11 protein-coding genes are annotated in these 12,495 nt (G+C 58.2%); 6 read left to right on the plus strand and 5 right to left on the minus strand.

Features of this window, described 5'->3' with window-relative positions:
- Positions 1-21: 21 nt before the first annotated feature.
- Both SE86_RS07515 and SE86_RS07520 read left to right on the plus strand, forming a co-directional pair.
- On the plus strand, positions 22-1,293 hold the full coding sequence (locus SE86_RS07515) for an FAD-binding oxidoreductase (RefSeq protein ID WP_257791329.1): 1,272 nt from the start codon (positions 22-24) through the stop codon (positions 1,291-1,293).
- Entirely contained in the window at positions 1,290-2,585 is a 1,296-nt protein-coding gene (locus SE86_RS07520) for a hypothetical protein (RefSeq protein WP_117354933.1), read from the plus strand. Before SE86_RS07515 ends, SE86_RS07520 begins: the two co-directional genes overlap by 4 nt.
- Before the next feature lies 1 nt (position 2,586).
- Here the strand turns inward: SE86_RS07520 and surE are convergent, their stop codons facing one another.
- Positions 2,587-3,393, minus strand: a complete 807-nt coding sequence (gene surE, locus SE86_RS07525) for a 5'/3'-nucleotidase SurE (RefSeq protein ID WP_117354934.1) — start codon at positions 3,391-3,393, stop codon at positions 2,587-2,589.
- Positions 3,394-3,483: 90 nt separating this feature from the next.
- Complete coding sequence (locus tag SE86_RS07530) at positions 3,484-4,014, minus strand: hemerythrin domain-containing protein (protein ID WP_148666808.1); 531 nt, start codon at positions 4,012-4,014, stop codon at positions 3,484-3,486.
- A gap of 85 nt (positions 4,015-4,099) precedes the next feature.
- Between SE86_RS07530 and SE86_RS07535 the strand changes: the two genes are divergently transcribed.
- The gene (locus tag SE86_RS07535; protein ID WP_148666809.1) at positions 4,100-4,663 is read left to right on the plus strand and encodes a hypothetical protein; all 564 of its coding nucleotides are present in this window, start codon (positions 4,100-4,102) and stop codon (positions 4,661-4,663) included.
- Positions 4,664-4,846: 183 nt separating this feature from the next.
- On the opposite strand, the gene SE86_RS07540 is transcribed toward SE86_RS07535, so the two are convergent.
- The 3 genes from SE86_RS07540 to SE86_RS07550 form a co-directional block, all read right to left on the minus strand.
- Positions 4,847-6,244, minus strand: coding sequence for a bifunctional hydroxymethylpyrimidine kinase/phosphomethylpyrimidine kinase (locus tag SE86_RS07540; RefSeq protein WP_211096573.1), 1,398 nt, complete (start codon positions 6,242-6,244; stop codon positions 4,847-4,849).
- Positions 6,228-7,307 carry an AIR synthase family protein gene (locus SE86_RS07545; RefSeq protein WP_117354938.1) on the minus strand — a complete coding sequence of 360 codons (1,080 nt, stop codon included), beginning with the start codon at positions 7,305-7,307 and terminating at the stop codon, positions 6,228-6,230. Before SE86_RS07545 ends, SE86_RS07540 begins: the two co-directional genes overlap by 17 nt.
- 204 nt (positions 7,308-7,511) lie before the next feature.
- A complete protein-coding gene (locus tag SE86_RS07550; protein ID WP_117354939.1) occupies positions 7,512-9,482 on the minus strand; it encodes an AMP-binding protein in 1,971 nt (656 codons plus the stop codon).
- 96 nt (positions 9,483-9,578) lie between these two features.
- Here SE86_RS07550 and SE86_RS07555 point away from each other — a divergent pair, with 96 nt between their 5' ends.
- From SE86_RS07555 to SE86_RS07565, 3 genes are read left to right on the plus strand one after another with little or no spacing between them, the layout of a single operon-like run.
- Entirely contained in the window at positions 9,579-10,754 is a 1,176-nt protein-coding gene (locus tag SE86_RS07555) for a thiolase domain-containing protein (RefSeq protein ID WP_117354940.1), read from the plus strand.
- Positions 10,754-11,938, plus strand: coding sequence for a thiolase domain-containing protein (locus SE86_RS07560; protein WP_117355211.1), 1,185 nt, complete (start codon positions 10,754-10,756; stop codon positions 11,936-11,938). Before SE86_RS07555 ends, SE86_RS07560 begins: the two co-directional genes overlap by 1 nt.
- 13 nt (positions 11,939-11,951) lie before the next feature.
- Positions 11,952-12,491 carry a Zn-ribbon domain-containing OB-fold protein gene (locus SE86_RS07565; RefSeq protein ID WP_117355212.1) on the plus strand — a complete coding sequence of 180 codons (540 nt, stop codon included), beginning with the start codon at positions 11,952-11,954 and terminating at the stop codon, positions 12,489-12,491.
- Positions 12,492-12,495 lie beyond the last annotated feature (4 nt).

Genomic DNA, 12,495 nt, shown 5'->3' on the forward strand with positions numbered 1-12,495 from the left:
GGAGGTCTTACGTACGATTACATAGTAGTTGGGGCTGGGATAACTGGCCTGGCCACAGCCTATTACATAAAGGTCATGAGCCCTGACTCCTCGATTATAGTTATAGACCGCGAGAACTCCCCAGGGGCTGGCGACACCTCTAAGAGTGCCGCTGCCTTCAGGGCAGCCTTCACTAATAGGACAAACCTAATGCTGGCCAAGGGCGGCATAGCCTTCTATGAAGGCGTCCAAAAGGGCGGCTTCGACCTCGGCATGAGAAAGGTTGGGTACCTCTTTGCTGTTGACGAGCAGACAGAGTCCGTCGTGAGGCAGGGGGTTAAGGCTGCTGAGGCCGAGGGCGTTCATGTCAGGGAGGTCAGCCCTGAACTGTTGGAGAAGGCTCTGCGCATGAGGACCTCTGTTAAGGACGTCGAGGAGTCGAAGCTTGTAGGCGTTGGCGACATAGTCAACTCATACCTGTTTGAGGATGCTGGAATAATGGATGCCGAGAAGCTTGTAGACTACTACTACCTCAAACTTAAGTCAATGGGCACGGAGTTCATATTCGGCGTTCCAGTGAAGGAGTTCGTAGTATCAGCAACGAACCCGCTCGGCATAGAGGGTGAGCCCTTCCCGTGGGAGGACGCTAAGGTCAGCGGCGTCAGGCTCGGGGACGGAAGGTATATAGAGGCGCACAGGAAAGTTGTTGCGGCGATGGGCGTTTGGGCAAACGACCTGCTTAACAGGATAGGCGTGGACACCTACAGCAGGCCCAAGAAGAGGCAGCTGTTCGCTGTTAAGGCAGACGGGCAGGAGCTTAAGTCCATACTTTACGCTGAAGGCTTCAGTGCAGAGAAGGTTATGCCGTTCCTGATCCTTCCCAAGGGGGCCTATGTGAGGCCCAACCCCTCCGAGGGCACGTTCTGGATAGGCCTGGCTGACGAGCTGGGGAGGCCCTTCTTAAGGGAGGAGGACCCAAAGGCCGAGGAGAGGTACTACACCTACGGCATACTGCCAGTGCTAGGCACCTACATGCCCCAGCTGGGCCTGAAGTACCCTGAGGCCTCCTGGGCGGGCCACTACGACATAAGCTTTGACGGCATGCCAATAGTTTATGAGCCTTACAGGAGCGGGCTCGTAGTGGTTGCCGGGACCAGCGGGAGCGGCATCATGAAGGGTGACTCCATAGGCAGGGTCGCCGCGGGCCTCGCGCTTGATAAGGAGGAGGTAGAGCTTGGCGACGGCAGCGTCATAAGGACGTCAGTCCTAGGCCTAGAGGGGAGGGGGTCTGAGAGGGAGCTGTTGATTCTATGAGGATCCTAGTGGTCCTCTCAGAGGAGGCTGCGAAGTTTAAGGGCTCGCTGAAGAGCATTGGCACATCAGTTGAAGTGCTGGAAGTGAAGGACCTACTGTTCTTGAGACCAAGCGACCTTAGGCAGCTGCTGCCAGCTGGCTTTGAGAGCATTTATGACTACGTCATTTTACCAGGCAGCTACCCGTGGGACGCTGGCCTGGTAGGCCCCAACGTCTTCAAGGGGCCGGAGGGCCTAGGTCTCCTTGCAAGGCTCCTCATGGAGGGTGGGCACCTGCAGTTTAGCAAGCAGGAGGCGCTAGAGAAGTACATGCCTAGCAAGGTGAGCTCCTTAGCGCGCAGGGACCTCGAGGCCGTTAACTCGTCACCGGAGCTGCTTCCAGCGACGCCGCCGCCCATGAGGGTGCTGGCAGAGATCCCGCTCAGCGGCGCAGAGAGCCCTGGAGAGCTTTTGGATAAAGCAAGGAGCCTTGTGGCCGACGGCGCCGACATTGTGGTCCTCGCGCCGCTCACAGATAAAGCTAGGGCAAAGCTAAAGGAGTACTCATCGCGCTTGAGCGACACTGGTATAGCACTAGGCCTGGACGCTGACTATGAGGTTCTGGCGTCAAGCCCGAGCGGTTTTAGAGTCCTCCTCAGCCTTAGACCTTGGCAGGCCAAGGACGTCAGCTGGGCTAAGGGAAGGTATGTTGTTGTGCTTTCGGAGGATACGGCGGCCGCAGCAGAGTACGCAGTTCACATTGCCTCTCAGGGCGTCAGGCCTGTGCTTGACCCTGTTATGAAGCCCCCCGTGGTGCCCGGCGTGTGGGACTCCATGAACAGGCTCAGCGCTCTCAGATATTATGGGTTCCCAAAGATGGTCGGGGTAAGCAACGTGGTTGAGCTAATGGACGCTGACACCTCAGGCTCAGCCGCAATGTTAGTCTTCATAGCGGCCGAGCTCGGGGCCTCCTCGCTCCTTGTTGAGGAGGCCAGCACAAAGGCCAGGGGCCTGACGGCGGAGGTCAGGAGAGCGGCTGACATGGCGTCCCTGTCACTGCTCTGGCTCAAGCCACCCAAGGATGTTGGGGTGAGCCTGCTCAACTCTAAGGTTAAGCTCCCTGAGCTCGCGTCCAACGGCTACTCGGTGAGACTAACCTCAAGGGACTCCGTGGAGGTCTCCCTGGGGAGCCGCAGGGTAGCCGTGAGCTGCAGGGATCGGTGCCCCCCTAAGGAGCTGGGATTTACGGACCCTTCGCTGATAATAATGATGTACAGGGCCTGTCTCCCATGGTCAGCTGGGTGGAGCTGCTGAGCTAGCTGAGCAGCCCTGAGAGGGCGCCCCTGAGCTTAGCAAGCGAGTTAACAGGGTAGGTTGCAACAGTGAGGCACCTTATGCATATCGGCGTCAGTGAGGCGTAGCCCTTCTTAACCACATCGACGTCACTTCCCTCCTCGCCGCCCGAGTACGCAACCTCCAGATCATCTGTCCTCCACCCGAGGACATGATAAACGCCGTCCTCCTCTCCGTTGTACACCTCCTTGTTTGAGATGTTAGCTATGGGCGCTATGACGAGGCCCTTGGGGTCGCCCCTCGGGAAGTTAAGGTTAATTATTTCAACATCTACGAGCTCATAGAGCGTGTCGACGAGCCTCGACACGACCTCTGCCGTTATAATGGCGGCCGTCCTCAGGCCCCTCAGGTCCCCCTCGCCCTTGAGGCCCCTCAGCACGGAGTAGCTAGAGGCCACAGCCTTAACACCGAGGAGCGACGCCTCTATGGCGGCCCCTATGGTGCCACTTGTGAAGAAGTCCGTGATGCCCATGTTGGGCCCAATGTTAATCCCCGAGACTACTAGGGCTGGCCTGGAGGGAAGGAGGACCTTTATACCTAGGGTCACGGCGTCGGCGGGCCTTCCATCTATGGCCCACGCGTCCTTAGCGCCTTCAAGCTGGCGCCTCTCTACCCTTACAGTGAACGAGTTTGACTTGCTGGCCCCGCTTACCTGCTTGGCTGGGGCTACCACGTAGACCTCAAAGCCTCTGGAGGATAGCTCCTCTAGAATATATTGTAGGCCTAAGCTGTCAATTCCGTCGTCGTTGGTCAGCAGTAGCTTCTCCATGTTTTCCTCACTTCTGGCCTTGCAGAGCGCTAAAGTTAACGATAAGCGAAGTATAAAAATATTAACGATAGCCGTGGCGTCCCAAACCCGCTAGCCCTCAATGACAGAGAACATATAGCTGATGAGCCTTTCGTCGGCTCCCCTGTCGCACTCGGGCCTCTTGTCAAAGGAGCTCATTGCTGAGAGTATCGAGTCCTTCTCGTCGTCACCTGTGTACATTTCAACGTACGCAAAGGCGACGGAGTTTTCCTTATCTTGGTGCCTCCTGAGGGTTAAGGAGAGCTCCCCCATGGCCTCCGCCGCTGATGTCATATCGCCAGCCTCCAGGGAGGACTTCAGCCTGTCCGCCAGGGACCTGATGGTCGCGTGGTCAGCCTCAAGCTCCCCCTCAAGGGATCTGACGTCCTCCGTGAGCTTCTTGAGCACTGGGAATATGTACAGCTCCTCCTTTGCGAAGTGGCATGATATTATGAAGCTGGATAGGAATTGAAGCATAGATGACAGGAACTCGTCGTCAATGCCCACACCTGACTCAAGTCTCGTCCTAGTCCAGTCCAGAATTGAGGCATACCTCTCTATGAGGATGTGCTCGTCCTGCAGCTCCAGAGTTACAGCCTTCATTTCCCCCGGGACTCCTGGGAAGGAGCGGAAATAAATCTGAAGGCTTATAGAAGCCAGGGGAGTTGACCTGAAATCCACGTTGATATTGGCTGACGTTCATTACCCTCACACGGACCTGGGGCTCCTCAGGGAGGCCCTTGACGAGCCTCACGATAGTGTTATCCTGCTCGGCGACTCTGTGGATGTGGTCAGCTCACTATCAGCGCTTCTTAGACTTGTAAGCCACGACGGCAAAGTGCCAGTGACCCTCGTGCTTGGTGACAACGAGCAGAGGCTTGGCATTGGTGGGCTTAGAGAGCACTACGCTTGTGACGGCAGGGCCGTGCTTATTCATGGGCACCAGGGCAACGTGAGCAGCGAGGACCTTACGAAGATGTTAGCCAGGCTTGGGGCTAAGGTTAGCAGGAGGCTCGTGCTTTCAGCGTATGCGGCAAGGCTTCACAGGAAGGGACGCTTCGTGGTGGCTGGCCACGCCCACGTCGCGTGGCACTCAAGGCTCTTCAGGGTTGCCATGATAGGGGCGCTCTCGTTGCCAAGTGGCTCAAGGCCTTTCAATGAGAGGGGCTATGCGCTGCTCAACGGCTGTCAGCTCCTGGTTAAGGGGGCCTCCGGCGAGCGGCTGTTTTCCGTTAACCTCATTGAGGGCTGAATCCTTTTCACGTTAGTAGAAATACTTCTATCTATATTAGATGTGACAAATCTTTACTGATAAGTTGATGAGCCCCGCGCCGTTGGGCTCCAGGGGGCCTATGACCCGCCTGCCGCTAGGCCTAGCAGGCTGCCGAGGGCCTACACGAAGGTTCCAAGGATGGGACCCCGAGCAGCGCAGCACTTATCCTGAACGTTCACCCTCGAGCTCGGCAACCTTCTTGGCTATAGCTATTACCTTCTCAGCGACCTCCATAGCGTTTCTTCCGAAGACGAATGCCCCTGGCTCCTTCCCGAAGTCGCCGCTATCATATATCACGTCGACCGGTGCCCCGGCCCTCCTCAGGGCTGAGCTAATTCCCCATGGCAGTGAGCCGCCCTCCGCCTCCTTCACGTCCTTGGGCTCCTCGCGCCTGTCATAGGACGACGACCTAAGACCTAGTAGCTCCACAGCCTTCTCTATGTGCTCGTTGAGCGCTATGTTGACCGCCGCCCTGTACTCAGGGTAGAGCCTCATGTAGGCCAGCAGCGCCCTGGCCACGTGGCTCGAGGCCCCAGGCGTTGGGTCCCCGTGAATTACTATGGTGTCCTTGTACCTAGTTATCCTGCCGGGCACGGCTACTACGTCATCAACAGACCTAGCGTACGGCGGCTCTATGGCGACGCCGAAGTTTATCGCTATCTCAGGCACCAGCCTACTAACGTAGCGCTCGTTCTCCTTAAGCGCGCTGAGCGCCCCCCTCAGCTCCTCTATCGTCAAGTACTTCTGGGCGGGCACGTAGACCCAGGCCGTGGGGTTGACGGGCCCGGCTCCCTTGCCCAGGTTAAGGCCGTAGACTATGGCTGTTGTTACGAGCTCCTTAGCCTTGACCACAGCGTCAGGGATGCTGAGCCCCTTAGCCAGGTAGGCAGCTATTGCGGCCGAGAACGTGTCCCCGGTGCCGTGAGTGTCCTTGGTCTCAATCCTCGGGGCCCTGTATTCGCGGAAGTTACCATCATAGTAAAGAATGTCAACGGACTCAGGGCCCCCAATGTGGCCGCCCTTCACTATCACCGCCCTGACCCCCGTGGCGTCAGCTATTGCCTTGGCGGCCCTCCTGGCGGATTCTGTGTCCATGACCTTCAGGCCTGAGAGCCTCTCGGCCTCAGGGGCGTTAGGAGTCACCACGGTGGCTCTCGGGAGCAACTCCTTGATTAAGGTCTCTATGGCGTCCTCCCTCAGTAGCCGGGCCCCGCTCTTGGCAACCATGACAGGGTCGACGACCAGGGGAAAGTCATACGACTTAAGCTCGGCAGCCACGGCGCTCACTATCTCCTTGTTGCTCAGCATGCCTGTCTTGGCAGCATCTATGCCCATGTCATCGTAGACGACCCTTATCTGGAGCCTAACCATGTCAGGCGTCACATCATAGATGCCAGCCACTTCGTGGGTGTTCTGTGCCGTGACGCTTGTCACCGCGAGGGTTCCGTGAACCCCGACGGCCGCAAATGTCTTCAGGTCCGCGACGGCCCCAGCTCCCCCGCCGCTGTCTATGCCAGCTATTGTCATGGCGACGGGTAGCGGTTTATCCCTGCTTTGCACCTCTCACCACCTCAAGCGTCCTGAAGAACAGCTGCCAGAACGGGTCCTGCTCCGGCTGCTGTATAAGCTTTTCAGAGCCGTCGTCGACGAGGTAAACGCCCTTGCCCTCCACGACCTCCCCTATGACGGCCGCCTCTATGCCCTTAGACCTCAGCAGCTCCAGGGCCCTGTCCTCGTATCCCCTCTTAACTGTGGCTATCAGCGTCCCCTCGCTTATCGACGCAAACGGGTCAACCTTGACGCCTGTGAGCTCTGAGAAGGCGTTCACGACCTTCATGACGTCTTCCCTGGCGAAGAGCTTCTCCCTGAGGACCCTTATTGAGACGCGGCTCGCCTCAGCCACGTCGTTGAGGGCCCCCCAGACCCCGTACTCTGTGGCGTCATGCATGCTTGTGACCCCCTCCCTGAGGCCGAGCTTTGCAAGCGTCAGGGCATCGTCTACAACTGACTGGAGCCAGAATATGTCCTTGGCCTTCTCGGCGAACTCATTGCCGTAGTGTTTGACCAGCACCTCCGGAAACATCGAGGCCAGGATGCCGGCCGTCTCCACGGCGGCCCCCTTGGTCATTATGACTACGTCGCCTGGCCTTGCCATAGCGGGGGAGACGTAGTGGTCTCTCTTGGCGACCCCTATCATGGTGGCTCCCCCTATCATGGGGTAATCCACGCCGCCGTACCTGCCCGTGTGACCAGCTACGACTGCGACGCCAAGCTTCTCGAGCTCCCTGTGCATCAGGGTCCAGAGCGTGGCGAACTCCTCGTCAGTCATGCCGAGGGGCAGGTTGAAGTCTGGGAAGAAGTACCGCGGCGGGACGCCAGAGACAGCGACGTCGCTGGCCAGTATGTGGACGGCGAACCAGGCGCTCCTCTCCCAGCCGTACTCTGGGACCACATATATTGGGTCGACCTCAAAGATTAGGTCGTAGTCGCCAAGCCTCACGACGCCGAAGTCGACCCCGAACTGGGGCCCAACTATCACTGAGGGGTCCTTGGCCCCAAGCTGGGGGTATATAACGCTCTCAAAGAGCCCCCTGTTAACCTTACCAATTACTACGTTGTTCATATGCTCACCTGGTTACTACTATAAGTGGTAGCATCGCCACATGTTAAAAAGTCATAGTCCGCACTCAGCAAGCGTTTAGACGCACTACGCGTTAAAAGGCGCCTTCCCCTGTGCAAAAAGCGGCCGCTATGAGGAAAGGTTTCGGGGCTGAAACGTGATGAGGGCTAGATTGATCGAGCGGCCCTCCTGGTCGCTTATTGCGTCTCACTTCATTAACTTCTTCAGCTCCTCTGCGGCCTCCTTAACGGCTGTAACTGAGTCCGGGTTGTCTAGCACTGGGGTCTGCTCGACCTGCTTCCCAAGCACGGCGTCCCTCACGATCCTCCTCATTATCTTGCCGCTCCTCGTCCTCGGCAGGTCATTCACGGGCACCACGGCCTCAGGTTCAAACGGCTTGCCTAGCCTCTGTGCTACAATAGATTTTATCTGCTCCAGCTGCTCAGGCCCCAGGGTCCTGCCTGGCTTCGGGAGGGCGAAGCAAACAATCACCTCGCCCTTGACCGGGTGTGGGTAGCCTATACAGGCGCTCTCAGCTACGTCAGGGTGGCTGTTAATTATTGTCTCTATCTCCGCTGGCCCTATTCTCTTGCCGGCCACCTTTATTACGTCGTCAGCCCTGCCAAGTATGTACCAGAAGCCGTCCTCATCTATCAGGGCGTAGTCCCCGTGGTACCAGACGCCAGGGAACCTTGACCAGTAGGTCTCTATATACCTCTCGGGGTCCCTCCAGAGCCCCCTGGTCATGCTGGGGGCCGGCTTCTTGGCCACTAGGTAGCCTGGCCTGCCCCTCACGGGCATACCGTCGTCATCGTATACGTCGACGTCCATGCCAAGGCCCGGGCCCCAGAGGGTGGTGGGCTTAAGCGGCACCACGGGGCTTGGCAGCAGGAAGCAGCCCATTATCTCCGTGCCCCCGCTAAGGTTTATCATAGGCCTTCTCTCCTCGCCCACCTCCCTTACGACCCAGTTCCAGGTGTCCTCGTCTATGGGCTCCCCTGTGTTCCCAAAGGCCCTCAGGCTCGAGAGGTCGTGGGACTCATAGGTCTCGCGTCCCAGCGCCTTCAGCAACCTAGCTGCGGTCGCCGCGAAGCCCAGGTGAGTGACCTTAAACTTCTCTATTATGGCCCAGACCCTGTCCTTCGTGGGGTAGTCGAGGGCGCCCTCCAGCGACAGATGGGAGGCGCCAAGGGTCTGGGAGCCCACGACCATCCATGGGCCCATCATCCAGCCCAGGTCAGTTATCCACCAGAGAACGTCCCTGCTGCCGGTCCAGCCCGGCTTTATGTCAAGGTTAAAGAAGTGTTCCTTGGTGGGCTGAAGCAGCATGCCTGCATGGCTTATCACTGCTCCCTTAGGCTTCCCGGTGGTGCCGCTGGTGAACATTAGGATGGCCGGGTCCTCGGCCTCGGTCTCGGCCGGCTCAAACTCAGGCCTCTTGGACGCTATGGCCTTGTCGTACCACAGGTCCCTGCTTTCGTCCCAAGGCACGTCAACGTTGAGCCTCCTCACGACAACCTGCTTAGCCTGAACCCCAGAGAGCCTGATCGCCTCATCGGAGCTGGGCTTCAGCTTTATGACCTTGCCTTTCCTGTAGTAGCCGTCAACAGTAACTACAACCTTAGCCTCACTCATCCTAAGCCTGTCGGCCACGGCCTCAGGGGCAAAGCCGCTGAATATGGGACTCGCTATGGCACCGACCCTCATGGATGCAAGCATGGCAACCACCGTCTCGGGCATTATAGGTGCGTATATGGCTACCACGTCGCCCTTCTTCACGCCCAGGTCAACTAGCAGGTTGGAGAACCTGTTGACATGGTCCAGCATCTCGTTGTAGGTGAGCTGCACCACCCTGTCGTCCTCCCCAATCCACGTCATTGCTACTCTGTTCCCAAGGCCTCTCTTCACTATCCTATCGAGGACGTTGTACGCTACGTTTATCCTGCCCCCTATGTACCACCTCGTCCACTCGATGCCCTTTGACGCGTCGTAGACATCCTTGGGCTCCGAGAACCACTCAAGCTCAAGCCAGTCAGGCAGGTTGCCCCAGAACCACCTTATATCGGAGGTGCTCTGCCTGACGAGGTCCTGATAACTCTTTATGCCGTGGGCCTGAATGAAGCCCGTCACGTTGGCCTTGTCAACGACATCCTTAGGAGGGGTCCAAATATATGTCAAATCATCCCACCCTTTATACTACCACCAATTATGTATCCACTAAGGAACACGGTTTTTATTCTGATAAAAAGCACTCTTCATAATAGGCAGGCTGGCATGGGCAACGGAAGAGTGGCGGTTATAGGTGTCGGGTCCTATGGCTTTAGGCCATCAACGCCCGAGGTCAGCTTCCAGGGGATGATGTTTGAGTCCTCACAGCGCGCCTACGCAGACGCCAACGTTGACCCAAGGAGAGACGTGGATGTATTTGTGGACTGCCAGGAGGACATGTGGGAGGGCATTGCGATAGCTGACGAGTTCGCCCCAGAGCCCATAGGTGGGGCGCTGAGACCCACGTTTACGGTCGCAGGGGACGGGCTGCAGGGGGTTGCCCACGCCTACATGCTAATAAAGTCAGGGCTCGCTAACGTGGTCGCAGTGGAGGCCCACGGGAAGCCGAGCGAGATAAAGACGCTCCAGGACATATACTACTTTGCGATGGACCCCCTCCACGTGAGGCCTCTGCCTACTGGCAACCCATTCTTTATAGCCGGCCTTGACGCTCAGGCGTTTATTTCTAGGACGGGCGCTACAAGGGAGCACCTGGCTATTGTCGCTGTCAAGAACAGGAACAACGGCCTGAGGAACGAGAGGGCCCCCTATGCCTCAAGGGTGCGTCTCGACGAGGTGCTCTCGGCGCCTTACTCCGTGTACCCGATGAGTAGATACGAGATCGCCGGCTTCTCGGACGCCTCCATCACAGTGGTCCTGGCGAGCGAGGATGCCGCGAGGAAGTTCACTGACAGGGTCGTGTGGCTCGATGGTGTAGGGTACTCAACGGAGGTCGGCAGCGGCTCACTTGAGTGGCACGAGTGGGGCAGGATGCCCTCGATGAGGAATGCAGCCCTCACTGCCTACAGGCTGGCGGGGGTCAGTAACCCTGAGAAGGACATAAGCCTTGCTGAGGTGGAGGACCGCTTCAGCTTCATGGAGCTCCTCTCTGTCGAGGAGCTCCTGCTGGCGCCTGATGGTGAGGCCCACAGGTACCTGGAGAATGGCGACTTTGACTTCAACGGGAGGCTCCCGGTCAACCCAAGCGGCGGGAGCCTCTCAATGGGCGTCCCACTTGAGGCCACAGGGCTCGGCAGGTTCCTTGAGGCGGTCATGCAGTTGAGGGGAGAGGCCGGGGCCCACCAGGTTAAGGGAGCCAAGAGGGCGGTCGTGGCCTCGTGGAGGGGCGTACCCTCATACACGAGCGTTGTTTCTGTTTTATCATCTGACATTGAGGGGTGATGGAAGTGGTTAGCAACCTGTTTGTGAAGGACAGGGTAGCGATAGTTGGGGCTGGCCTCACGACGTTTATGAGGCGCGCCCTTGAGACCCCCAGGGAGCTCGCCTGGGAGGCGGCCAGGCAAGCCTTGGATCAGGCTGGCCTGACCCTGAAGGACATAGACTGCGTTGTCATAGGCTCGGCGCCTGACACTTTCGACGGCGTCCACATGAAGGGCGAGTACCTGGCTGACGGCTCAGGCGCCATAAATAAGCCGATGACTAGGGTCTACGTGGGCGGCGGCACAGGAGTCTTCGTACCAGTATCGGCGTGGTGGCACGTGGCCAGCGGCCTTTGCAGGACTGTGCTGGCAGTTAGCGAGGAGAAGATGAGCCCAGCGCACCCGCACCCACAGTACGTCTTCAGGTACATATGGGATCCAATACTTCATAGGCCGCTTGAGCCCAACTTGATATGGATATTTGCCATGGAGATGAGGAGGTACATGGCCAAGTGCGGCGCCAAGAAGGAGGACATAGCTCTCGTCAGCGTCAAGAACAAGAGAAACGCCCTTGACAACCCAGCCGCCCAGGTGGCCGCTAACATAACAGTTGACGATGTGCTGAAGAGCGAGCTCCTCGTGTGGCCAGTCAACGAGCTTGATATATCGCCCGTCAGCGACGGCGCCGCGGCCCTGGTGATAGCCAGCGAGAACGTCGCAAGGCAGGTCACAGACTCGCCCGTCTGGATAGACGGCGTTGGCTTCACGCTTGACAACCAGCACTGGGAGAACAGGGAGCTGGCGTTCCCGAGGTACCTGAACTACGCCGCAAGGATGGCCTACAGGATGGCCGGCATAGAGAGGCCCTGGAAGGAGATAGACGTTGCAGAGCCCTACGACCCGTTTGACTACAAGGAGCTCCACCACATAGAGGGCCTGATGCTCGCCAGGCCCTGCGAGGCCTGGAAGCTGCTGAAGGAGGGCTACTTCGAGAGGGATGGGGAGCTGCCGACGAGCCCAAGTGGGGGGCTGCTGGGCGTTGGCAACCCAATAGCTGCGGCCGGCACAATGAAGGTGGCCGAGCTGTTCTGGCAGCTGCGCTACGAGGCCGGCAAGAGGCAGGTCAAGAAGCCCGTCCACAAGGCCGTAGCAAACGCGTGGGGTGACCTCATGCAGGCTGGGACAGTTATTGTTTTGAGTAATTGAGGGGGTGGTGATAGTGAGCGAGAGGAAGGGCGAGGTAAAGCTTCCTGGAACGAAGCTTAGCACAAAGGAGATGTACTCACTGCTTGGTCTTGTGGAGTCCGCTCCACAGGCCAAGTATGAGTTCTCAGCTGGTCCCTCGCTATCAAAGTTCCTGCAGGGGCTGAAGGAGGGCAAGATACTGGGCAAAAGGTGCCCGAGGTGCGGCAGGATCTACGTGCCGCCCAGGGACTACTGCGAGTACTGCCACGTCCCCCTAACCAACTGGGTTGAGGTGCCTGACACAGGCGTTGTGCACACAGCGGTCGTCAGCTACATCTCAACTAAGAGGGAGAGGCTTGAGAAGCCGGAGGTTGTAGGTGTGATAAGGCTAGACGTGCCGGGCTACAAGGAGGACAGCTACGAGTTCGCAGGGCTCTTCCACAGGCTCTGCATAGACCCTGAGGAAGCTAAGAAAGACAGCGCCGTTGGGATGAAGGTGAAGGCCAGGTGGAAGCCGAAGGAGCAGAGGACAGGATCTATTTTGGACATTGAGTGCTTTGAGCCCGTGAGGTGATGGG

Source organism: Acidilobus sp. 7A, assembly GCF_003431325.1.
In the GTDB taxonomy this organism is placed as follows: domain Archaea; phylum Thermoproteota; class Thermoprotei_A; order Sulfolobales; family Acidilobaceae; genus Acidilobus.

What these genes read in the sequence shown, in the direction of transcription:
- SE86_RS07520 (WP_117354933.1), top strand. Translation starts at nt 1,290, where the DNA reads ATGAGGATCCTAGTGGTCCTCTCAGAGGAGGCTGCGAAGTTTAAGGGC.
- surE (WP_117354934.1), bottom strand. Translation starts at nt 3,393, where the DNA reads ATGGAGAAGCTACTGCTGACCAACGACGACGGAATTGACAGCTTAGGC.
- SE86_RS07530 (WP_148666808.1), bottom strand. Translation starts at nt 4,014, where the DNA reads ATGAAGGCTGTAACTCTGGAGCTGCAGGACGAGCACATCCTCATAGAG.
- SE86_RS07545 (WP_117354938.1), bottom strand. Translation starts at nt 7,307, where the DNA reads ATGAACAACGTAGTAATTGGTAAGGTTAACAGGGGGCTCTTTGAGAGC.
- SE86_RS07555 (WP_117354940.1), top strand. Translation starts at nt 9,579, where the DNA reads ATGGGCAACGGAAGAGTGGCGGTTATAGGTGTCGGGTCCTATGGCTTT.
- SE86_RS07560 (WP_117355211.1), top strand. Translation starts at nt 10,754, where the DNA reads ATGGAAGTGGTTAGCAACCTGTTTGTGAAGGACAGGGTAGCGATAGTT.